The sequence below is a fragment of the Streptomyces sp. NPDC001515 genome (genome assembly GCF_053597115.1).
On record NZ_JBSFHN010000043.1, the window covers coordinates 41,633 to 62,825 of the forward strand.

Sequence of the window (21,193 nt, forward strand, 5' to 3'; positions counted from 1 at the left end):
GGTTCAGAGCCAGGCGCCCAGCGCGGGGGCGGGGGTGCCGTCCTCGGCGCGGAGGCCGGTGTCGCGTCCGGTGAGGTAGGCCGCGAGGTCCTGCGGGGCGCCGGTGACCGGGACCGGCACGCCGTCGCCGGGCAGCTCCCAGACGTCTCCGGTGGCCGGTGCCCGCAGGATCACGGCCGGTCCGGGGGCGGCGGCGCGCTTGGCGGCGACGTCGTCGCACAGGGCGGCGAGGAAGTCGGCCGGCAGGTCCGCGAAGGAGACGCCGTTCGCCAGGTCGACGGCGTGGACGCACACTTCGCGCGAGCGCATCCAGGGCAGTTCGGTGGCGGGGACCGTGCGGCCCTGGGCGGTGACGACCTCGCGGTGCCACTGCTCCTCGGTGAGCCGGTCCATCCCCGCCTCCAGCGCGTCGGCCGAGCGGCGCAGCCAGGCGGTGAGCCGGGCGGCGGGGAGGGCGCGACCGCGTTCGATGCCGGCGGCGCGCTCCTCGGGCGAGGCGTACATCGGGGTGGGTTCGCCGGTGGCGGCCCAGTGGACCAGGTTGGACAGGGCCTCGGCGTTGGCGGCGACGTGCGCGGCGACATGGGCGCGGCTCCAGCCGGGCAGGGTGCTCGGCGCGGCGTAGCCGGCGTCGTCGAGACCGGCGACGGCGTCGGAGGTCAGCTCGGCGCCGATCAGGGCCCAGCGGCGGGCGTCGTCGAAGGTGCGGGCGGTGCGGGTCACGACGCGACGACCTCGTTGGCGCAGGCGCCGAGGCCGGTGATCTCCGTGGTCACGTGCTGGCCGGGGAGGAGGAAGACCTTGGGGTCGCGGGCGTTGCCGACGCCGGCCGGGGTGCCGGTGGCGATGATGTCGCCGGGCCGCAGGGTGATGACGGTGGAGATGTACCGCACGAGGAAGACCGGGTCGAAGAGCAGCGTGCCGGTGTCGTCCTGCTGCATGACCCGGCCGTCGACGACCGTCCTGACCTCCAGCGCGGGGCGGACGCCGCCGACCTCGTCGGGGGTGACGACGTAGGGACCGACCGGGGTGGTCGCCTCCCAGATCTTGCCCTGGGTCCACTCGATGGTGCGGAACTGCCAGTCGCGGACCGAGATGTCGTTCATGACGGTGAATCCGGCGATGGCGTCGGCGGCCTGCTGCTCGTCGGCGCGGCGGACCTCCGTGCCGATCACGACGGCCAGCTCGACCTCCCAGTCGAAGGCGTCGGTCTCGGCGGGCCGGACGATGGGGTCGTTCGCGCCGATGAGGGTCTCGGCGAACTTCGGGAAGAGGGTCGGGTAGTCGGGGAGTTCCCGGCCCATCTCCTTGATGTGGTTGGTGTAGTTGTGGCCGACGCAGACGACCTTGGAGGGGTTAGAGACGACCGGCGCGAAGTCCGCGCCCTCGACCGGGTAGGTGGGGCCGGTCGCGGCGGCGGCCTTGGCCCGCCAGTCGCTGTCGGCGAACAGCGCGCCCAGGTCGGAGTGGCCGAGGTCGACGTGGACGTCGCCGTCGAGGCGGACCGCCCGGGTGCCGTCGGGGGTGCGGAGGGTGGCGAGCTTCATGGTCAGGCGTCCTTCTGGGTGCGGTTGAGCCGGAGCGCCTCGAAGACGGGCGCGTCGGAGAAGCGGAAGAGGTCGAGGGCTCCGGAGTCCGAGTCGGTCCCGCCGGCCTCGGACCGGGCGGAGAACGGCTCCCACGACGGGACGACGAACAGGTCGCCGCGGCTGACCGTCCAGGACTTCTCGCCGACGGTCACGACGCCGGAGCCGTCGAAGACCTGGTAGACGGAGGAGCCGGTCTCGCGCACGGGCGCGGTCTCGGCGCCCCGGGCGATGCGGTGGAACTCCGCGCGGAGGGTGGGCAGCACGTCGGAGCCGTCGTGCGGGTTGGAGTAGCGGACCGCGGCGTGGCCGGGCTCGACGGTGCCGCCGTAGCCCTCCTTCTCCAGCAGCAGCTGGTCGTTCAGGGCGGCGTCGGTGAACTCCCACTTGTACGAGAGCAGCGGGCTGCCCGGCGTGGCGGGTGCGGCCGACAGCGGGCGCAGGCCCGGATGGCCCCACAGGCGCTCCGAGCGGGAGCGCTCCGGGGTGGTCCGCTCGGCGTCGCTGATCTCGTCGCGGCCGAACTCGAAGAACTGCGCCTCGGTGACGTACTGGAAGGGGATGTCCAGGCCGTCGATCCAGGCCATCGGCTCGGAGGTGGCGTTGTGGTGGGCGTGCCAGTTCCAGCCGGCCTGCGGGAGGAAGTCGCCCCGGTTCATCGGGACGGGGTCGCCGCCGACGACCGTCCAGACGCCCGAGCCCTCGACGACGAAGCGGAAGGCGTGCTGGGTGTGGCGGTGCTCGGGGGCGTCCTCCCCCGGCATCAGGTACTGGATGGCCGCCCAGAGGGTGGGGGTGGCGAAGGGACGGCCGCCGAGCGAGGGATTGGCCAGCGCGATCGCGCGGCGTTCGCCGCCGCGGCCGACCGGGACGATGTCGCCAGCCTGCGCGGCCAGTTCGCGCAGCCGCTGCCAGCGCCACAGGTGCGGGACGGCGCGCGAGCGCGGGTGGGCGGGCATGAGGTCGCCGATCTCGGTCCACAGCGGGACGAGCAGCTCGTTCTCGAAGCCCCGGTACAGCTCTTTCAGGGCCGGGGTGACCTCGGGCTGCCCCTCCGCGGTGACGGCCTGCAGCCGCACCGGGGAGCCCGGGGCGTGGTCATGGGCGAGGAAGGAGTGAGTCACAGCCACAGCGTGCGTCGTCTCTCTTTGAAGAACACGTGGATTCTGTACAGCAGAACCGCGCCGGAAGGGGGCCGTGGAACGGGCGGGGGCCCGTACGGCACCGCCGGGACAGCGGTGTCGTACGGGCCCCCTCCCGGCCGGCAGGTGGTTCAGTTGTGGGCGACGAAGTCGGTGACCAGCCGGTTGAACTCGTCGGCGTGCTCGATCATGGCCCAGTGGCCGCAGTGGTTGAGGACGACCAGACGGCTGTTGGGGATGTTCGCCAGCAGGAACAGCGAGTTCTCGTACGAGACGACACGGTCGTCGCGGCCGTGGATCAGCAGGGTCGGCACCGTGATGCCGGACAGCAGCTCCGGCTTGACCCATATCGGCAGCGGGGCGCCCTGGGGCAGGCCGTCGACGTAGTTGCGCAGGTGCTCGGGGCGGGCGAGCGCGGCGTCGGAACGGGCCCGGCACAGCTCGGGGGTCGCGAACCGGGCCTTGTCGTAGACCATGATCTCGACGAGCCGACGCATGTTCTCCGGGCTGGCGTCGCGGTACGCCTCGATGAGGACCTTGAGGCCCTCGGAGGGGCCGTCGCCGGCGCCGAAGAGGGTGGGCAGCCGCATGCCGACCGGCGGGCCCATCGTCACCAGGTGCGTGATCCGCTCGGGGTGCTCGGTCGCCAGACGGAGCGAGGTCTGGCCGCCCATGGAGTTGCCGACGAACGCGGCCTTATCGATGCCGAGGGTGTCCATGAACTGGATCGCGGCGTCCACGTGGTCGAGGCGGTCGACCGTGGCGGCGTCCGACTCGCCCCAGCCGGGCATGTCGACCGCGTACACGTGGAAGTGCTCGGCCAGCGCCTCGATGTTGCCAGCGAAGTTGCTCCAGCCGGTGGCGCCGGGGCCGCTGCCGTGGAGCAGGATAAGGGGGTGCCCGGACCCGGCCTCGTAGCAGCGGAGCGTCCAGTCGGCGGTCCGGACGGTGCGGGCGATGTCCTGCGGGTCGAGCGCCATCAGTGGTTCTCCTCCATCGGGTTCGGTGCGGCGGCGAGGAGTCCGGCGACGACGCCCGGCGGACGGTGGCCCCAGCTGTGCAGCCGGTCGAGAGTCTTCACCTCCCAGGTCTCGTCGTCGATGATCAGCCCGCCCCAGCCGTACTCGATGCTGAATCCGGACGGCGTGAAGACGTAGAAGCTGAACATGTGGTCGTTCGGGTGCATGCCGAGCGTCATCTCGAACGGCTGCTTGGCGTCCATGCACCGGTCGTAGGCCAGGCCGACGTCGCGGATGTCGGTGACCTCGACCATGAAGTGGTGGGTCTTCTTCGGATGCGGCATGTCACCGAAGGCGACGGTGTGGTGGCGGCCGTTGCAGTGCAGGAAGATCAGGTCCGCGAAGACGCCCGGGGCCAGCTCCTCGACGATCATGTCGCTGATCCGGAAGCCCAGCAGGTCCATGTAGAAGCCCAGGTAGTCCTCCCGGGAGACGCCGTGGGCCAGCAGGACCTGGTGGCCGGCGCCGCCGGCACCGGTGACGAATCCGCCCAGCAGCGAGGGGGACGCGAAGGGCGTGGCGGCGTCGGCCAGGCCGTTGACCAGCTCGATCCGGTTGCCCATCGGGTCGGTGGTGAGGAAGATCCGGTCGACCTTCCGGGCGGCGGCGAGGGCCGCGTCGCCCTCGGTGACCTCGACGCCCGCCGCGCGCACCTTCTCGACCAGGGCGTCGAGCGCGTCCGCGCCCTCGACCTCGTAGCCGGTGGCCACCAGATCGTCGGCCGGGCCTTCGGTGACGACCCAGCGGTGGGCCTTCTCGTCGGTGCGCAGGGTGAAGCCGTCGGCCGTGCGCTCACCGAGCTGCATGCCGAGCAGGCCGACCCCGAAGTGCTCCCAGTCGGCGAGGCCGCTCACCTCGTAGACGACGTATCCGAGTTCCTTGACTCCGGACATGGTCTTGCTCCTTCTTCGTACGGGATCAGAGGCGGGCACGGCGAGGCCGTGGGTGTCGGCGGCGGCGACGAACCGGTCGGGCCGGACCGCGACGACCCGGGCGCCGTACCGCCGCATCCACGGCAGGAGGACCTCGTCCAGGTCGACCAGGTCGTCCGGTCCCTCCGTGTGGGCGGTCTTCGGGCGGACCGCGCGGTAGTGGGCGCCGAGCGCGTCCCAGCCGGCCTTCTCCTCGGCGGACAGCACGTCCGCCGGGTCGACCTCGTCGCCGAGGAGCACGAAGTGGGCGCCGAGGTGGTGGTCCAGGCGGGCCATGCGGCCGGCGGTGTCGCCGGTCACCGGCTGCGGGACCATGCGGCCGATGACGCCGGCGTCACCGGTCTCGCCGCGCATCCAGCCGCCCGCCAGCACCGGCGGGGCGGTGAGCGGCGGCTCGAACGGGGTGACCGTGCCCTCGGGCACGGCGTTCATCGCCGCCTGCTCCTCCTCGGTGGCCTCCTGCTTGATGACCCGGCCGAGGCCGACCGCGAGGCCGGTGTAGAAGGCCGCGCTGGGACGCCGCTCGGCCTCGTAGGTGTCGAGCCAGCTCTCGGGCAGCTCGCCCTTGAGCACCCGGGCGAGCTTCCAGCCCAGGTTGTGGGCGTCCCGCATGCCGGTCTGCATGCCGGCCCCCGCCCACGGCGGCATCAGGTGCGCGGCGTCTCCGGCCAGGAACACCCGTCCCTGCCGGAAGGTGTCGGCCATCCGGACGTGGTGCTGGTAGAAGGCGTGCTGGTGGATCTCGACGTCGTCCTCGGAGACGCCGAGGGCCTTGAGCAGCGGCCAGATCTCGGCGCTCGTCGGATAGTCCGCGGGCGTCTCGTCGGGTTTGAGCGGGATCTCCCAGCGGTGGTTGCCCGCGGACAGGGCGATGTCGACGACGGGGCGCTCCTTGTCGGACCAGAAGGTCAGGAAGTCCCGGTCGGGCCACCACCGCTTGACGTGGCAGTCGACGACGACCCACGTGACGTTGTCGGTGTCGCCCAGCAGCGTGCAGCCGATCCTGCCGCGCGTGGCGCTGCTGCCGCCATCGGCGGCGATCGCGTAGCGGGCGCGGGTGGTGCGGGTCTCCCCGTCGACGGCCGAGGTGAGCGTGACGCCGTCGGCGTCCTGCTCGATGCCGGTGACCTCGGAGCCGTAGTGGACGGTGACCAGGTCGTCGTACCCGTTCCGGACGGCCGCGCGCAGCTCGGCCTCCATCGTGGGCTGGTAGATGTTGTAGAAGCGCGGGGTGCGGCCGAGGGTGGACGGCGGGTGCTCGATCCGCATGATCTCCCTGCGGTCGTACGTCATCCAGGCAGGGCGCGCTGCGGGTCGATCACCTTGTCGATCCGCTCGTCGATGCCGAGGTCCTGGAAGATCCGCATCGTCCAGTCGTTCACGGTGACGGCACGCGCCCGGGAGTAGATGTACCGGTCCCGTTCAAAAGCGACGGCGGAGACGCCGTATCGGGCGAGGGTGAGGGCGGCGATCACACCAGTCGGGCCATAGCCGACAATCGCGACATCCGCGTCACATCTCTTGGTCATGCGCTGACTCCGTTGCGCACGCAAAGACGGGAAGGTTTTGGACCGAGCGGTCGGTACATTCCGAAAGGTAACAGCGCCCCCGCGCAAGCCGTCAAGGGGTTCTGGCCAGGGATTTTCCGCACATCGGGGGCGGAGACCCGGCCAGGGCACCCCGTCGGACCGGATAGAATCCGGCGAGTGGAGAAGATCGAGCAGCCCGCGCCGGAAGCACGTACCAACCGCCGCGGCCGCCGGTCACGGCAGGAGATCCTCGACGCGGCGGCCCGCGTGATGGCCGTGCGCGGCTACGCGGGAACACCCATGTCGGTGCTGGTCAAGGAGACCGGTCTGCCGAAGAGCGCCTTCTACCACCACTTCGAGTCCAAGGCCGGACTGCTCGCCGCCGTCATGGAGCAGGGCGCGCAGGGCTTCTTCGACGCCATGCGCGCCGCCCATCGCAACCCTCCCGAGGGCGGGACGCCGAGCGAGCGCCTGCACTGGTATCTGCGCCGGACCGGCAACGTCCTGGAGGACGGTGAGGACTTCCTGCGTCTCCTGCTGGTCCTGGTAATGAGCCGTGAGGCGGCCGAGGCGCCCGAGGCCCTGCGCACCGTCATCGCGGTCCGCGACGAGGGGCGCGCCTACATGGCGCACATGATCAGCTCGTCCTTCCGGAGCGCCGGCGAGGAGACCGCCGCCAGGATCGGGGAGGCCCTCGCCCCCTTCGGCATGGCCGGCTACGACGGCGCGTTCGTCGCACTCCAGTCCGAGGGCGGCCGGCCCATCTCGGCGTGGATGGACGAACTCGCCGACTCCCTGGCCGCGTTGGGCGCAGCCCTCATCGCGGCCGGCTGACGGACCCCGGCCGCGCCCGCCGCACCTCGGCCGCCACCAGATCGTGGTCCGAGTACGGAGTCAGGTGCACGCGCTGCCCGACCGGGGCGAAGCCGCGCAGGAAGATGTAGTCGAACTTGCTGCGCCAGTCGGTCGTCGGCGTGCACCCGCCCGTCCCCGAGGGCCCGCACCCCGCGTCGGCGTCCGCGAACAGCCGCCACATCGGAGCGAGTTCGCCGGCCTCCGGCACCGCGTTGAAGTCACCGAGCACGATCGTACGGTCGTAGCGCCCGACCGCCTTCGCCAGCGCGGCGGCCTGCTTCGCGCGGACCGATTCCTGACGCCGCTGGGCGAAGTGCGTGTTGAAGACCCGGACGGGCCGGCCGTCCACGAGCGTGGTGACGGCCAGATACCCCCGGTCCTCCGAGCCGCCGTCCGCGTACTCCACGTTCTCCGTGTCGGTCATCGGGGCGGCCGACAGGATCGCCTGCCCGAAACCCCCCGGCTTCCACGGCACTCCCCCGCAACGGCTCCAACTCCGCAGCACCGACCCGTACGTGACGTGGTACGTCAGCCCGTACCGGTACCGCAGACGCTCGACGATCCTCTCGACGTCCCCCACGCACGCCTCCTGAAGACCGATCACCTGGGGTGCGTACGTCGCTATCTCCGCCGCGCGTCCGGCGTTGGGGTCGCCGTCCTTGCAGGGGTTGCAGATGTTCCACGTCATGACCCGGTTCGGCACCGGCTTCGCGGGCGCGTCGGCCGGCAGCGGATCGGCGACGCGCTCACCGTTCGTCGCCCCCGGCCCGGCGATCAGCACAGCGACCACGATCAGCGCACCCACCAGCCACCGCGCGCCGGTTCCGGTCACCTTCGCCTCCTCGGTGTCGGGGACGCCCACCCGCAGGGGAGCCCCCGGGCCACCGCAGGGCCGGGCGCCCGGTCCGCGGCGGCCGGGTTCATGAGCATCGCCGTGCGGAACAGGCCGCGAGGCGAGGCGTGGATACCCGTAGACACGTGCCAGACCTCCGTTCCTTGGCGTACGCGAGTGGCTCGAAGGACAGCCACCACCTTGGGGCACGTGGTTCAGTGCCGCACACCAGTGTCCCGCACCGGGTGCCAACGCCCGTCATCGGCCGAGGAGAAGAGAGAGGTGTACGTCCTCGGAGCCCGGCCCCGGCGCGGGCCCCCGCGATCCGGCAGCGGCCTCAGCCCGCACCGTCCGGCCGGGGCGCCGCCACGCCCGGCCCCACGACGGTGAGCAGGTCCACGACGAACACCAGGGTCGACCCCGCCGGGATCAGGACCGAGGGCGACTGCTTGCCGTACCCGAGACGCGGGGGCACGACGATCTCGCGCCGCCCGCCGGCCCTCATGCCCCGCACTCCCCGGTCCAGGCCCTTGATGGCCTTGCCGCCGCCCACGGCGAACTTGAACGGCTCACCCCCCTCCCAGGAGGAGTCGAACTCCCGCCCCGAGGCGAACGTGACCCCGACGTAGTGGATCCGCACCACCCTGCCGGGCCGCGCCTCCGCCCCGTCCCCGACCACCAGATCCCGGACAACCAGCTCCGCGGGCGCGGCCCCCTCGCCCACCCGGACCTCGGGCTTCACCGGTTCACCCATCACACTCTCCTCGCTCGCCACCAGCAGCCCGGGAGCGGTCCGCCGTAAGGATGGTCCCGCAGAGCCGATCCTGCCGTAGTGGCGGGCCGGGGGCCTCTCCGACCATTCCTGTCGGCGGGGCCCCAGCCGAGGAAGCTCAGCCGCACCTCACGGGTGGGGTTGTCGACATTCGTGTCCACCAAACGTGGCGTGGCGGCAGGCCTGACTTCGGCTGCGTGTACAAGCACGCCTTCGAGGAGGCTGCCGAGCACAATGACCGCAGAGGTATAAGCGCCGTTGCGGCGCGTTCGTATCCGCAGCCGAAGACCAGGACCTGTACCAGCCGGTCGAGGACGACGGCGTCGCTGATCCGAGGGTTGTGACAGCCCAGCGGGTGCCGGTCCTCGCGCACGGGCAGGAGCGCGAGGAACTGGTCGCGGATCGGGTCGCGAATGCATGATGGGACGGCAGACACGGATCCCCCGATGATCACGAAGCGTAGAGAACTCCATGATCTGGTGAACCGTGCCTGCCCTGCTCCCAAGCACCTACTGGCGGACCCCCTAGGGCGTGTGGTGAAAGTCCCGCCTGCTCGGCGACGCCTGGTACTCACTCCCCCATGGTCTCGACGTCGCTCGACTGCGGGGGACCCCCTCCCGCGTTGTCGGGATCACCCCGATACATCCAGTATCGGGGCGGCCCTCCGCCTTGCGATCGCACGCGCCAGACGCCGCCGATCCCGCCCTACGGGCGGACGGCGCACTGTCACCACACGCCCTAAAGGGTGTTGCAGAAGGTCCGGCTATGGCAGGCGGAAGTGGTGTCTGGCCTGCTGTTTCACCGTGCCATGGCGAGGTTGTGCATGGTGGCGACGGCTTGGACGGCGTGGTGGAGGCCGTCTCCCTTCTGGCGGCAGTCGCGGAGGATCTTCCAGTTCTTCATGCGGGCGAAGGTGCGCTCGACGCGCGGGCACGGACGCGTCGGTGTTCGGCGTTGTCCTCCTCCTGGCCGCGCAGGAGTGGGCGCCCGGCTCTCTTGCGGTGCGGGACGACCAGGCCCGTGCCGAGGTAGGCGCCGTCCGCGAGGACCGTTGTCCCGGCCGCGACGACGGGCAGGTCCGAGGCCCGCCAGACGTGGGCGTCGGGCTTGTTCCCCGGCGCCGGCCGGCCCGAAGCGATGACCAGGCGGCTGTCCGCATCGATGATGACCTGCACGTTCGCCGCGAACCGGTAGTTGCGGGAGGAGGCGGCGACGCTGCGGTCGCGAACCGGTCGATCCGCAAGCCCGTGAACGTCTCAACCCACACGGGCTCAGCCCGCCCATACAGGAAAAATGCCCGGACCTGAGCCTTCTGCAACACCCTTTAGGGTCGTTCGATCGCATTGAGGTCCGTACCGCGCATTTCTTCTCTCCGTTCGAGCGCGCATGGTACGGAGGATCGGCGGCACACCCAGCTGAATGATCTTGATCAGCCGAGGAAGCTCAGCCGCACCTCACGGGTGGGGTTGTCGACATTCGTGTCGACCAGGCACACCGACTGCCACGTCCCCAGCTCCAGCCGTCCCCCGATCACCGGAAGTGTGGCGTGCGGTGGGACGAGGGCCGGGAGGACGTGGTCGCGGCCGTGGCCGGGGGTGCCGTGGCGGTGCTGCCAGCGGTTGTCGGCCGGGAGGAGAGTGTGCAGGGCGGAGAGGAGGTCGGCGTCGCTGCCCGCACCGGTCTCCAGGACGGCGATGCCCACGGTGGCGTGGGGGACGAAGACGTTGAGGAGGCCGTCGCGGCCGGCCGCCGTGCGGGCCAGGAACTGTTCGCAGTCGGCCGTCAGGTCGGTGACGGTCTCGGTCGTGCCGGTGGTCAGGTGCAGGACGCTGGTGCTGAACGCGGAAGGCATGGGGCCATTGTGCTGCCCCGGGAAGATCGGGGCCTCCCGCACGGTTGGTAGAAACGTGAACGATATGGGTGTGCGCGCGAGGGATGTCGTGGTGATCGGCGCCGGGCAGGCGGGGCTGTCGGGCGCGTTCCACCTGCGGCGCGTCGGCCTGGAGCCGGACCGCGACTTCGTGGTGCTGGATCACGCGCCGCGCCCCGGTGGCGCCTGGCAGTTCCGGTGGCCGTCGTTGACGTACGGCAAGGTGCACGGCATGCACGCGCTGCCCGGGATGGAGCTGACGGGGGCCGACGACACCAGGCCGTCGTCCGAGGTGATCGGGGAGTACTTCGAGCGCTACGAGCGCACCTTCGGGCTGCGCGTGCACCGGCCCGTCGAGGTGGCCGCCGTACGCGAGGGGGAGGGCGGGCGGCTGCTCGTCGAGACGTCCGAGGGACCGTATGCCGCGCGGGCGCTGATCAACGCCACCGGGACCTGGGACCGGCCGTTCTGGCCGCGCTATCCGGGGCAGGAGACCTTCCGAGGACACCAGCTGCACACGGCCGACTACCCCGGTCCCGAGGCGTTCGCCGGGCAGCGGGTGGTGGTCGTGGGCGGCGGGGCCTCCGGGACGCAGCATCTGATGGAGATCGCCGAGGTGGCGGCGGACACCTTCTGGGTGACGCGCCGGCCCCCGGTCTTCCGGGAGGGGCCGTTCGGGGCCGAGGAGGGGCGGGCGGCCGTGGCCATGGTCGAGGAACGCGTTCGGCGCGGGCTGCCCCCGCAGAGCGTCGTGAGCGTCACCGGGCTGCCCCTGAACGACGCCGTCCGGCGCGCCCGCGCCTCCGGCGTCCTGGACCGGCTGCCGATGTTCGACCGCATCACGCCGACGGGTGTGGCCTGGGACGACGGCCGGAGCGTCGAGGCCGACGTCATCCTCTGGGCGACCGGCTTCCGCGCCGCGGTCGACCATCTCGCACCGCTACGGCTGCGTGAGCCCGGCGGCGGCATCCGTGTCGAGGGCACGCGGGCCGTACGCGACGAACGGGTGCACCTGGTCGGGTACGGGCCCTCCGCCAGCACCATCGGCGCCAACCGCGCCGGGCGGGCGGCCGTGCGCGACATCACCCGGCTGCTCGCGCGGGAGGCGACGGCTCCGGTCCCGGCCGCGTGACCCGCCGGCGCGGGGGCCTGCGGGGGCCGGCCGGCGCCCCCTCCGGCCGGCGGAGGCCGGGCGGCACCCGACGCCCTCCGGTCGGCGGAGGCAGGCAGGCGCCCGGCTCTCTCCGGTGGGCGGGGGTCAGCCGACCGGCCCTCTCCGGTGGCGGGGGTCGCTGGCCGGCTCTCTCCGGTGGGCGGGGGTCAGCCGACCGACTCCCTCCGGTGCGCGGGGTCAGCCGGTCGGCTCCCTCCGGTTGCGGTTGAACTCCGCGACGTTGCGCTGGTGTTCGGCGTAGTCCGCGGTGAACCGGGTGTCGCCGGGGGCGACCGTGACGAAGTACAGCCAGGGGCCGGGGGTCGGGTTGATCGCCGCCACCATCGCCTGCTCCCCCGGGTTGCCGATGGGCGTGGGCGGGAGGCCCTTGCGCGTGTAGCTGTTGTACGGGCTGTCGATCCTCGTGTCCCCAGTGGTGGTGTCCAGCGTGCTGCGGTTCAGGGCGTAGTTGAGGGTGGAGTCCATCTGGAGCGGCATGCCCCGGTCGAGCCGGTTGTGGACGACGCGGGACACCTTGCCCATGTCGGAGACGGTGTCGGCCTCGGCCTGGACGAGGGAGGCGATGGTGACCGTCTGGTAGACGGAGACGTCGTTTCGCTGGGCGCCGGCGGTGATGTGGTCCGCGCCGAAGCGCTTCAGCGCGGTGTCGGTCATGTACCGCAGGAGACCGGCGGGGGTCGTGCCGGAGGTGACCGGGTACGTCGCGGGGAAGAGGTAGCCCTCGGGGTTGCCCTTCGCCTCGGCCGGCAGGGGTAGATCCGCCGCCGGCACGGCCTTCTCCGCGGTGCCGGCGGGTTCGCGCAGGGCCTTGTCGACGGCGGCGTACACCTGGAAGGCCCGTCGGCCCTCGGGGATCACCAGGGTGCGGGCCTGTTCGGTCGTCGGTTCCTCCCGGGTCAGCAGGGGCACGAGGACGGCGGCGCCGAGGGCGAGGACCAGGACGGCGCCGAGCAACAGCACCAGCCGGCCCCGTCTGGTCGGGCGGATCCTGCGGCGGGAGGGACGGCCCTCCGGGGACTCGTTCACCATGCGGGCACGGTATCCGGCGCCGGTCCGCGGAACGGGGAGCCAGACGGCCGCGTCACCCGCCGGCGGCACCTCGGGGAACACACGAACAGGGGATCGGATGTTCGCTGGAACGCGTGATCGTATCGCCATTCGTTGCTCAACTGCTGTGCGCCGGTTGATGATTACCGAGCGCAAGCGACGGGCTGCAGACCGCGATCGCGCTGTCCCAGAGATTGACCATGTACAAGGAGAAACACCCGATGAACCTGATCACCAACCTGCTGGCCGGTGTCGTCCACTTCGTGGGTTGGCTCATCTGACCCTTGCTCCACCCGGCGCCGTCGCTCCCCGTCCCACGGGAGCGGCGGCGCCGTCGCGTGCGCCGGGCGCAGGTGCTCAGCCGCGTGGTGCGGGGCCGGCGAACGGGGGCTGCGCCGCGAACTCCGGTGCCACCGTGACGGCCTGGACCAGGGCGTCGAGGGTGCGCCGGACCCGGGTCAGCGGATGGCCGGGAAACTCCGCGTCCCACCGCGCGTGGTCCGCTTCGTGGAACGGCAGCCCGCCCTGGGCGTCCGGAGCGTAGGGATGGGGCCGGAAGTAGTCCTGCGGTCCGAGCCGGGCCATGACCACCGCCTCACGCATGCCCGTCATGCCCTCTTCCCGCGCCTGGATCTTGACCACCGTGCTGCACGCGGCGCGCGGCACGGTGAAGCTGCCGATGAACGCCAGGCCGCTCGGCCGGTCCGGCAGCGGGAGCTTGAGTATCTGGCGCAGCGCCGGAAGTCCCCCGAGCGTCTTCACGGACGCCTCGATGAGGCCGCCGCCCGCCCGCGCGGTGTGGTGGGTGAGCGCGCTGCGCAGGGCGGGACCGTCGTCGAGTGCGGCCGGCAGATCCGGGGGAAGACCGAAGAAGTGCAGCGACAGCACGTCGTTGTCCTCGTTCGCCCAGGCGTCGTCCGCGACGGGCCGATATCCGGGGAGTTCGACCCCGAGGAGAGCTCTCATGCGCGGGGATCATGCCGTATCGCACTCCGGTGCGATACGCCGGGCGGGCGCGCCCGGGCCCGCCACGTCTCGGGGCTCAGCCCGCCACGGGCGCCAGCCGGGTGTCCCTGCGCACCAGGTCCGCGTACCGTCCGTCCTGCCGGATCAGTTCCTCGTGGGTGCCGCGCTCCGCGGTGCGTCCGCCGTCCAGGACGACGATCTCGTCGGCGTCGCGCACGGTGGAGAGCCGGTGGGCGATGGTGAGGGTGGTGCGGCCGGCGGAGAGCGCGTCGATCGCCTCCTGAACCGCGCCTTCGGTACGGGTGTCCAGGGCGCTGGTGGCCTCGTCGAGGATCAGGATCGGTGGATCGCGCAGGATCGTACGGGCGATGGCGAGGCGTTGTTTCTCGCCGCCGGAGAAGCGGTAGCCGCGTTCGCCGACGAGGGTGTCGTAGCCGTCGGGCAGGGAGGCGATGTGGTCGTGGATCTGTGCGGCGCGGGCGGCCGCCTCGATCTCGGCGTCGGTCGCCCCGGGCTTGGCGAAGCGCAGGTTCTCCGCGACGGAGGCGTGGAAGAGGTAGGTCTCCTGGGAGACCACTCCCACGGCGCGGGCGAGCGTGTCGAAGTCCAGGTCGCGGACGTCGACGCCGTCGATCGTGACACGTCCGCCGGTGACGTCGTACAGGCGCGGCACGAGATAGCTGAGGGTGGACTTGCCGGAACCGGTGGGGCCGACGACGGCGAGGCTCCCCCCGGCGGGCACGGTCAGGTCGATGGAGCTGAGGGTCTGCGCGCCGGTCCGGTCGTAGGCGAAGTCGACGTTCTCGAAGCGGACCTCGCCGCGGACCGTGTCCAGGTGGACCGGCGCGTCGGCCTCGGTGATGTCGGGCTTCAGGTCGAGGTATTCGAAGATCCGCTGGAACAGGGCGAGGGAGGTCTGCATCTGCACACCGGTGGAGAGCAGGCTCACGGCGGGGCGGAACAGGCCCTGCTGGAGCGAGACGAAGGCGACGAGGGTGCCGATGGAGACGTCCGGGCCGCCGGACTGGAGGGCGATGCCCGCCGCCCAGTAGATGACGGCCGGCATGGCGGCCATGACGATGCCGATCGTCGACATCCGCCAGCGTCCGGCCATGCTGGAGCGCACTTCGAGGTCGACCAGGCGCTCGGACTCCTCGGCGAAGCTCCGGGCCAGCGAGTCCGTGCGGCCCATGGTGCGGCCCAGCAGAATGCCGCTGACGGAGAGCGACTCGGTGACGGTGGCGGCCATCGCGGCCATCTGCTTCTGGCGCTGAGTGGTGATCTTCTTGCGCTCGCGGCCCACCCGGCGGCTGATCCAGACGAAGACCGGCAGCAGGAGCAGGGAGACGATCGTCAGACGCCAGTCGAGTGCCAGCATGGCGACGACCGTGGCGACGACGGCGGTGAGGTTGGAGACCAGCGAGGTCGCGGTCGAGGTGACGGTGGCCTGCATGCCGCCGATGTCGTTGGCTATGCGGGACTGGACCTCACCCGTGCGGGTCCTGGTGAAGAAGGCGAGCGGCATCTGCTGGAGCCGGGTGTAGACGGCGGTGCGCAGGTCGTGCATGACGCGCTGGCCGACGGTGGTCGAGATGAGTGTCTGGAGCACGCCGAAGACGCTGTTCATCACCGCCGTGAGGATCATCCCGAGGGCGAGCAGCGAGAGCAGGCCGGTGCGCCCCTGCGGGATGGCGGTGTCGAGGATCTCGCGCAGCAGGAACGGGGAGGCGACCGAGACCAGCGACGCGGCGCCGACCAGGAGGCCGACCAGCGCGAGCCGGCCGCGGTAGGGACGGAAGAGACGGAGGATGCGGCGCACCTCGGCGGGCGGCTGGGCGGCGTCCTTGGGCGGGGGTGTCCACGTGGGTTCGTCGGGCTTCATGGGCTCCTTCATCGGGGGTGCGGCGACGGTGTACATGAGAAAGGCCGAGCGGATTGGAGCATAGCTCATTGTTACCTATACTCACAATGAACAAGGTCCTGATATTGTTCCCGGCATGGAATCCCCCGACCCCGACGGCGTGCTCGCCGAACAGCTGCTGCGGCTGACCCGCAGGCTCCAGCGCATCCAGAGCCGCCAGCTGGAGCCGATCGGCATCACCCCCGCGCAGGCCCGCCTGCTGCGGACCCTCGCGCACTACGACGGCACCCCCCGGATGGCGGATCTCGCCCAGCGCCTCGATGTCGTCCCGCGCGCCGTGACCACGCTGGTCGACGGCCTGGAGGCGAGCGGCCGGGTGCGCCGCGCCCCCGATCCGGACAGCCGCCGGGCGGTCCGGATCGAGCTCACGGACGAGGGCGCGGCCACACTCCGCTCGCTGCGCAACGCGCGCCGGGCCGCCGCAGAGGAGATCCTGGCTCCATTGACCGCCGACCAGCGCGAGGTGCTCGGCGGTCTGCTGACCGCTCTGGTGAACGGGATGCCGGAGCGTCGCTGCTGACCGGGCGCGCGGCACCGCGCCGCGCCGAGCCGCCGAGGGGATCTGGACACATGCCGCTGCTGGAGCCGAAGCCCGAAGCCCTGCGCCCGGACACGGCACGGGCCCCGTCCCACGACCGGGTGCCCGACGACCGCGCGGTGGGAACGCCGGAGCCGCTGCGCGGTGACCTGATGGCGCTGCTGGGCGCGGACAAGGTGCTGTGGAAGCTGTCCGACCTCGTGCGCTACGCCTCCGACGCCTCCCCGTACCGGTTCGTGCCCCAGGTCGTGGTGGTGCCCGAGTCCGTCGACGACGTCTCCGCGATCCTGGCGTACGCCCGCGACCGGGGCCGCCACGTGGTCTTCCGTGCGGCGGGCACCAGCCTCAACGGGCAGTCCCAGGGCGAGGACATCCTGGTCGACGTGCGGCACCATTGGGCCGGCATCGAGGTCCTGGACGACGGCGCCCGCGCCCGGATCCGCCCGGGGACGACGGTCATGCGGGCCAACGCCACCCTCGCCCGCCACGGCCGGCTGCTCGGCCCCGACCCGGCGAGCGCCATCGCGTGCACCATCGGCGGAGTGGTGGCGAACAACGCCTCCGGCATGACCGCGGGCACCACGCGCAATTCGTACCGGACCGTCGCCTCGCTCACCTTCGTGCTGCCCGGCGGCACGGTGGTGGACACCGCGTCCCCCACGGCCGACGCGGACCTGGCGGCGGCCGAGCCCCGGCTCTGCGAGGAGCTGCTGGCCCTGAAGGCGGAGATCGAGGCGGACGCCGAGCTGACCGCCCGGATCCGCGCCAAGTACGAGATCAAGAACACCAACGGCTACCGGCTGGACGCCTTCCTCGACGGGGCGACCCCGGTGCAGATCCTGCGCGGTCTCATGGTCGGCTCGGAGGGCACCTTCGGGTTCATCTCCGAGGTCGTCTTCGACACGCTGCCGCTGGACCGCCACGTCTCGACGGCCCTCCTGTTCTTCCCCACGCTGCCCGCGGCCGCCGCGGCGGTCCCGCTGTTCAACGGGGCGGGCGCCATCGCGGTGGAGCTGATGGACGGGAACACCCTGCGTGCCTCGGTGAGCGTCAAGGGGGTGCCTGCCGACTGGGCGGAGCTGCCGAAGGAGACGACGGCCCTGCTGGTGGAGTTCCGCGCCCCGGACGCGGCCGCCCGGGATGCCTACGAGGCGGCGGCCGCCGAGGTCGTGCGCGGTCTGGAGCTGGTCCGGCCGGTCGCCTCGGTGACCAACGAGTTCACCCGGGACGCGGCCACGGTCTCGGGGTACTGGAAGGCCCGCAAGGCCTTCGTCACGGCGGTCGGCGGCTCCCGGCCGTCCGGGACGACGCTCATCACGGAGGACTTCGCGGTCCCGCCGTCCCGGCTGGCCGACGCCTGCGAGGCCCTGCTGGAGCTCCAGGCCGAGCACGGCTTCGACGCGGCGGTCGCGGGTCACGCGGCCCACGGCAATCTCCACTTCCTGCTGGCCTTCGACGCGGCGAAGGAGTCCGACGTCGACCGCTACGCCGCGTTCATGGCCGACTTCTGCCGCCTCACCGTGGAGCGTTTCGACGGCTCCCTCAAGGCGGAGCACGCCACCGGCCGCAACATCGCGCCGTTCCTGGAGCTGGAGTGGGGCCCCCGCGCCACCGAGCTGATGTGGCGCACCAAGCGGGTCATCGACCCCGACGGGGTGCTCGCGCCCCGCATCGTCCTGGACCGCGATCCGCGCGCCCATCTGCGCGGCCTGAAGACGATCCCCCGCGTCGAGGCGGTCGCCGACCCCTGCATCGAGTGCGGTTTCTGTGAACCGACCTGTCCCAGCCACGATCTGACGACCTCTCCGCGTCAGCGCATCGTGCTGCGCCGGGAGATGATGCGGCAGCCGGACGGCTCCCCCGCCGAGCAGAACCTCCTGGAGTCCTACGGCTACGACGCGGTCGACACCTGCGCGGGCGACTCCACGTGCAAGCTCGCCTGCCCGGTCGGCATCGACACGGGCGCCATGATGAAGACCTTCCGGCACCGGAGGCACTCCCCGCGCGAGGAGCGAATCGCCGCGCTGACCGCGAAGCGGTTCCGTATGGTCGAGGCGGCGGCCCGGCTGGCGGTCGCCGCCGCCTCCCGGATCGACGACCGGCTGCTCGAAGGAGTGACCGGACTGGCCCGCCGGGCCGTGCGCCCCGATCTCGTACCGGAGTGGCTGCCGGAGATTCCCGGCGCCGCCGCCCGCAAACCGCCGCGCACCTCCCGGGTGGGGGCGCACGCGGTGTACTACCCGGCCTGTGTGAACCGTATCTTCGGCAGCCCCGAGGGCCATTCCGGACCGTCCCTGCAGGAGGCCGTGGTCCTGGTGTCGGCGCGGGCCGGAAAGCCCGTCTGGATCCCGGACGACGTCGCGGGCACGTGCTGCGCGACCATCTGGCACTCCAAGGGGTACGACACGGGCAACGCCGTGATGGCGAACCGGATCGTGGAGGCGGCCTGGGGCTGGACGGCGGGTGGCACGTTGCCGCTGGTCGTCGACGCCTCCTCGTGCACGCTCGGCATCGCGGACGAGGTGGTCCCGTATCTGACCGAGGAGAACCGGGAGTTGCACCGGGCCCTGACGGTGGTGGACTCCTTGGTCTGGGCGGCCGAGGAACTGCTTCCGGAGCTGACGGTGGTGCGGAGAACCGGTTCGGCGGTGCTGCATCCGACGTGCTCGATGGAGCACCTGAACGACGTCGCCCAGTTGCGGGCGGTCGCAGAGGCCTGTGCCGACGAGGTGATGATGCCGGACGACGCGGCCTGCTGCGGGTTCGCGGGCGACCGGGGCATGCTGCACAAGGAGTTGACGGCGTCGGCGACGAAGAAGGAGGCCGCCGAGGTCACCGCCCGGGAGTACGACGCCCATCTGTCGGCCAACCGCATGTGCGAGATCGGCATGGACCGGGCGACGGGACGCTCGTACCACTCCGCCCTGATGGAGCTGGAACGGGCGACCCGCCCCCGGTAGCCGGCCGGGTCAGGCGCGGCGCAGCACCGCCCCGCCCGCGTACCGCGCCGAGGCGCCCAGCTCCTCCTCGATCCTGATGAGCTGGTTGTACTTGGCGGTCCGGTCGGAGCGGGAGAGGGAGCCGGTCTTGATCTGGCCGCAGCCGGTCGCGACGGCCAGGTCCGCGATGGTGGTGTCCTCGGTCTCTCCGGAGCGGTGCGACATGACGGCGGTACAGCCCGCGCGCCGGGCGGTGTCGACGGTGTCGAGGGCTTCGGTGAGTGTGCCGATCTGGTTGACCTTGACGAGGACGGAGTTGCCGACGCCGGTGCGAATGCCCTCGCGCAGCAGGCCCTCGTTGGTGCAGAAGACGTCGTCGCCGGTGAGCTGGCAGCGGTCGCCGACGCGGGCGGTCAGCTCCCGCCAGCCGTCCAGGTCGTCCTCGGCCATGGGGTCTTCGATGGAGACGACCGGGTAGGCGTCGATCAGCCGGGCGAGGTAGTCGGCGTTCTCGGAGGGCGTGCGGGTCACGCCTTCTCCCCGGTAGACGTACGCGCCGTCGCGGAAGAACTCCGAGGAGGCCGGGTCCATCACCAGGCCGATGTCGGTGCCGGGCCGGTATCCGGCGCGCTCGACGGCGGCGACGACGAAGTCGAGCGCCTCCTCGGCGGTGCGCAGCGCGGGCGCGAAGCCGCCCTCGTCGCCGACGCCCGTGGAGTGTCCGGCGGCCAGCAGGTCGCGGCGGAGGGTGTGGAAGATCTCGGAGCCCATGCGGACGGCCTCGGCGAAGGTGTCCGCGCCCACCGGGGCGATCATGAACTCCTGGAAGTCGAGCGGATTGTCGGCGTGGGCGCCGCCGTTGACGATGTTCATCATCGGAAGCGGGAGCAGCCGGGCCCCGGCGCCGCCGAGGTAGCGGTAGAGCGGCAGACCGTGGGCGGCCGCGGCGGCCTTCGCGGTGGCTAGGGAGACGCCGAGCAGGGCGTTGGCGCCGAGGCGGGACTTGTCGGCCGTTCCATCGAGCGCGACGAGTGCGGCGTCGAGGCCGGCCTGGTCGTCGGCGTCGTGACCGATGACGGCTGCCGCGATCTCGCCCCTGACGTGGGCGACGGCGGCGTCGACGCCCTTGCCGTGCCAGCGCGCGGCGTCGCCGTCGCGCAGTTCGACGGCTTCCCGGGCGCCGGTCGAGGCGCCGGAGGGCACGGCCGCGCGCCCCAGGGAGCCGTCGGTGAGGCGGACCTCGGCCTCGACGGTGGGGTTGCCGCGGCTGTCGAGGACGGTGCGGGCGGTGACGGAACGGATGACGGTGGGCTCGGCTGCTGTGGACACCAGGGAGTTCCTTCGCGTGGGTACATGTCGCGACCCTGCTGCGACGACGCCGGCGCGTGTCGCGACAACCGAAACTCTACAGCAATGCTGTTCAGTCCTGCTGTTCAGTTGAACTGTTCAGTTCTGCTGCATGGTTTCGCTCGTGTCCGGCCCGGGAGGGGGTGGAGGAGCGCCCGCATGGCGACGGGAGCGTGCGGTCACGCCGCTGATCAGCGGTTAAAGTGGCGCATGCCCACCCCGGAACCCGCCACCGTCGCCGCCGAACTGCGCACCGCGATGGGGAAGCTCACGCGGCGCGTGAAGCACGAGGATCGGATCCCGCACGGACAGGTCTCGGTGCTCGGCACCCTGGACCGCGACGGGGCCATGACGACCAGCGAACTCGCCGCCGACCAGCGCGTACGGCCCCAGTCGATGGCCCGCGCGGTCGGACTGCTGATGGACCAGGGCCTGGTGATCCGCCGTGCCCATCCCACCGACGGCCGCAAGACCCTCGTGGAGCTGTCCCCCGAGGGTCGGGCGGCGCTGGAGGCGGAGCGCGGGCGCCGGGCGGGCTGGCTCGCGCAGGTCATCGAGACCGAACTCACCGGCGAGGAGCGCGACATCCTCGCGCGCAGCGCGGCGCTGATGGAGCGGCTGGCCGCGCGCTAAGAGCCGCTAACAGAAGTGTCTGATGGTGTGACGGTCAGCTTGATCGCTCGTTGATTGGTGCGTGGGGAAGAGGGAGTCGCGGCCGTGGGTC

At 71.8% G+C, this 21,193-nt stretch carries 18 protein-coding genes and 2 pseudogenes; 5 read left to right on the forward strand and 15 right to left on the reverse strand.

Translation table 11 applies throughout. From position 1 onward, the window contains the following. Window positions 1-3 precede the first annotated feature (3 nt). The 6 genes from ACWCXC_RS33040 to ACWCXC_RS33065 form a co-directional block, all read right to left on the reverse strand. On the reverse strand, window positions 4-723 hold the full coding sequence (locus tag ACWCXC_RS33040) for a maleylpyruvate isomerase family mycothiol-dependent enzyme (RefSeq protein WP_450684774.1): 720 nt from the start codon (window positions 721-723) through the stop codon (window positions 4-6). Then, window positions 720-1,547 carry a fumarylacetoacetate hydrolase family protein gene (locus ACWCXC_RS33045; RefSeq protein WP_450891408.1) on the reverse strand — a complete coding sequence of 276 codons (828 nt, stop codon included), beginning with the start codon at window positions 1,545-1,547 and terminating at the stop codon, window positions 720-722. The genes ACWCXC_RS33040 and ACWCXC_RS33045 overlap by 4 nt, the downstream gene beginning before the upstream one ends. 2 nt (window positions 1,548-1,549) lie before the next feature. Then, the gene (locus ACWCXC_RS33050; RefSeq protein WP_450891409.1) at window positions 1,550-2,710 is read right to left on the reverse strand and encodes a cupin domain-containing protein; all 1,161 of its coding nucleotides are present in this window, start codon (window positions 2,708-2,710) and stop codon (window positions 1,550-1,552) included. Between the two features lie 149 nt (window positions 2,711-2,859). After that, entirely contained in the window at window positions 2,860-3,708 is an 849-nt protein-coding gene (locus ACWCXC_RS33055; protein ID WP_450891410.1) for an alpha/beta fold hydrolase, read from the reverse strand. Continuing rightward, entirely contained in the window at window positions 3,708-5,972 is a 2,265-nt protein-coding gene (locus ACWCXC_RS33060; RefSeq protein ID WP_450891411.1) for an FAD-dependent monooxygenase, read from the reverse strand. The genes ACWCXC_RS33055 and ACWCXC_RS33060 overlap by 1 nt, the downstream gene beginning before the upstream one ends. Continuing rightward, a complete protein-coding gene (locus ACWCXC_RS33065) occupies window positions 5,969-6,208 on the reverse strand; it encodes an FAD-dependent monooxygenase (RefSeq protein WP_450891412.1) in 240 nt (79 codons plus the stop codon). Before ACWCXC_RS33065 ends, ACWCXC_RS33060 begins: the two co-directional genes overlap by 4 nt. 177 nt (window positions 6,209-6,385) lie before the next feature. Here ACWCXC_RS33065 and ACWCXC_RS33070 point away from each other — a divergent pair, with 177 nt between their 5' ends. Further along, entirely contained in the window at window positions 6,386-7,042 is a 657-nt protein-coding gene (locus ACWCXC_RS33070; protein ID WP_450684767.1) for a TetR/AcrR family transcriptional regulator, read from the forward strand. Here the strand turns inward: ACWCXC_RS33070 and ACWCXC_RS33075 are convergent. The 5 genes and pseudogenes from ACWCXC_RS33075 to ACWCXC_RS33095 all read right to left on the reverse strand — a co-directional run bounded on the left by ACWCXC_RS33075 (window position 7,026) and on the right by ACWCXC_RS33095 (window position 10,519). Beyond that, entirely contained in the window at window positions 7,026-7,895 is an 870-nt protein-coding gene (locus ACWCXC_RS33075; RefSeq protein ID WP_450891413.1) for an endonuclease/exonuclease/phosphatase family protein, read from the reverse strand. The genes ACWCXC_RS33070 and ACWCXC_RS33075 overlap by 17 nt on opposite strands. A gap of 337 nt (window positions 7,896-8,232) precedes the next feature. Continuing rightward, complete coding sequence (locus ACWCXC_RS33080) at window positions 8,233-8,649, reverse strand: FKBP-type peptidyl-prolyl cis-trans isomerase (RefSeq protein ID WP_450891414.1); 417 nt, start codon at window positions 8,647-8,649, stop codon at window positions 8,233-8,235. Window positions 8,650-8,926: 277 nt separating this feature from the next. Next, window positions 8,927-9,103: pseudogene (locus tag ACWCXC_RS33085) on the reverse strand (IS5/IS1182 family transposase); the annotation flags it as partial. A gap of 362 nt (window positions 9,104-9,465) precedes the next feature. After that, a pseudogene (locus tag ACWCXC_RS33090) lies at window positions 9,466-9,899 on the reverse strand (transposase family protein); the annotation flags it as partial. Between the two features lie 197 nt (window positions 9,900-10,096). Next, window positions 10,097-10,519, reverse strand: a complete 423-nt coding sequence (locus ACWCXC_RS33095; protein ID WP_450891415.1) for a YjbQ family protein — start codon at window positions 10,517-10,519, stop codon at window positions 10,097-10,099. A gap of 70 nt (window positions 10,520-10,589) precedes the next feature. Between ACWCXC_RS33095 and ACWCXC_RS33100 the strand changes: the two genes are divergently transcribed. Continuing rightward, window positions 10,590-11,669 carry an NAD(P)-binding domain-containing protein gene (locus tag ACWCXC_RS33100; protein WP_450891416.1) on the forward strand — a complete coding sequence of 360 codons (1,080 nt, stop codon included), beginning with the start codon at window positions 10,590-10,592 and terminating at the stop codon, window positions 11,667-11,669. Between the two features lie 219 nt (window positions 11,670-11,888). Here ACWCXC_RS33100 and mltG read toward each other — a convergent pair whose 3' ends face one another. The 3 genes from mltG to ACWCXC_RS33115 form a co-directional block, all read right to left on the reverse strand. Beyond that, a complete protein-coding gene (mltG, locus tag ACWCXC_RS33105) occupies window positions 11,889-12,740 on the reverse strand; it encodes an endolytic transglycosylase MltG (protein WP_450891417.1) in 852 nt (283 codons plus the stop codon). Window positions 12,741-13,115: 375 nt separating this feature from the next. Beyond that, window positions 13,116-13,724, reverse strand: coding sequence for a hypothetical protein (locus tag ACWCXC_RS33110; protein ID WP_450685431.1), 609 nt, complete (start codon window positions 13,722-13,724; stop codon window positions 13,116-13,118). Window positions 13,725-13,800: 76 nt separating this feature from the next. Beyond that, window positions 13,801-15,606 (reverse strand): ABC transporter ATP-binding protein, encoded by a 1,806-nt coding sequence (locus ACWCXC_RS33115; RefSeq protein WP_450685430.1) that lies wholly within the window; start codon window positions 15,604-15,606, stop codon window positions 13,801-13,803. A gap of 115 nt (window positions 15,607-15,721) precedes the next feature. On the opposite strand from ACWCXC_RS33115, the gene ACWCXC_RS33120 reads away from it, so the two are divergent. Further along, window positions 15,722-16,165 (forward strand): MarR family winged helix-turn-helix transcriptional regulator, encoded by a 444-nt coding sequence (locus ACWCXC_RS33120; RefSeq protein ID WP_450685429.1) that lies wholly within the window; start codon window positions 15,722-15,724, stop codon window positions 16,163-16,165. A 50-nt stretch (window positions 16,166-16,215) separates the two neighbouring features. After that, the gene (locus ACWCXC_RS33125; protein WP_450891418.1) at window positions 16,216-19,143 is read left to right on the forward strand and encodes an FAD-binding and (Fe-S)-binding domain-containing protein; all 2,928 of its coding nucleotides are present in this window, start codon (window positions 16,216-16,218) and stop codon (window positions 19,141-19,143) included. Window positions 19,144-19,152: 9 nt separating this feature from the next. Here the strand turns inward: ACWCXC_RS33125 and eno are convergent, their stop codons facing one another. Next, window positions 19,153-20,454: a phosphopyruvate hydratase gene (gene eno / locus ACWCXC_RS33130; RefSeq protein WP_450891421.1), complete on the reverse strand. Its 1,302-nt coding sequence runs from the start codon at window positions 20,452-20,454 to the stop codon at window positions 19,153-19,155. A 225-nt stretch (window positions 20,455-20,679) separates the two neighbouring features. Between eno and ACWCXC_RS33135 the strand changes: the two genes are divergently transcribed. Next, complete coding sequence (locus ACWCXC_RS33135) at window positions 20,680-21,102, forward strand: MarR family winged helix-turn-helix transcriptional regulator (protein WP_450685427.1); 423 nt, start codon at window positions 20,680-20,682, stop codon at window positions 21,100-21,102. Window positions 21,103-21,193 lie beyond the last annotated feature (91 nt).

Excerpts from the sequence above, each read along its gene's own strand:
- ACWCXC_RS33045 (WP_450891408.1), bottom strand. The coding sequence starts at position 1,547 with ATGAAGCTCGCCACCCTCCGCACCCCCGACGGCACCCGGGCGGTCCGC.
- ACWCXC_RS33055 (WP_450891410.1), bottom strand. The coding sequence starts at position 3,708 with ATGGCGCTCGACCCGCAGGACATCGCCCGCACCGTCCGGACCGCCGAC.
- ACWCXC_RS33060 (WP_450891411.1), bottom strand. The coding sequence starts at position 5,972 with ATGACGTACGACCGCAGGGAGATCATGCGGATCGAGCACCCGCCGTCC.
- ACWCXC_RS33065 (WP_450891412.1), bottom strand. The coding sequence starts at position 6,208 with ATGACCAAGAGATGTGACGCGGATGTCGCGATTGTCGGCTATGGCCCG.
- ACWCXC_RS33080 (WP_450891414.1), bottom strand. The coding sequence starts at position 8,649 with ATGGGTGAACCGGTGAAGCCCGAGGTCCGGGTGGGCGAGGGGGCCGCG.
- ACWCXC_RS33095 (WP_450891415.1), bottom strand. The coding sequence starts at position 10,519 with ATGCCTTCCGCGTTCAGCACCAGCGTCCTGCACCTGACCACCGGCACG.
- mltG (WP_450891417.1), bottom strand. The coding sequence starts at position 12,740 with ATGGTGAACGAGTCCCCGGAGGGCCGTCCCTCCCGCCGCAGGATCCGC.
- ACWCXC_RS33110 (WP_450685431.1), bottom strand. The coding sequence starts at position 13,724 with ATGAGAGCTCTCCTCGGGGTCGAACTCCCCGGATATCGGCCCGTCGCG.
- ACWCXC_RS33115 (WP_450685430.1), bottom strand. The coding sequence starts at position 15,606 with ATGAAGCCCGACGAACCCACGTGGACACCCCCGCCCAAGGACGCCGCC.
- ACWCXC_RS33120 (WP_450685429.1), top strand. The coding sequence starts at position 15,722 with ATGGAATCCCCCGACCCCGACGGCGTGCTCGCCGAACAGCTGCTGCGG.
- ACWCXC_RS33125 (WP_450891418.1), top strand. The coding sequence starts at position 16,216 with ATGCCGCTGCTGGAGCCGAAGCCCGAAGCCCTGCGCCCGGACACGGCA.
- ACWCXC_RS33135 (WP_450685427.1), top strand. The coding sequence starts at position 20,680 with ATGCCCACCCCGGAACCCGCCACCGTCGCCGCCGAACTGCGCACCGCG.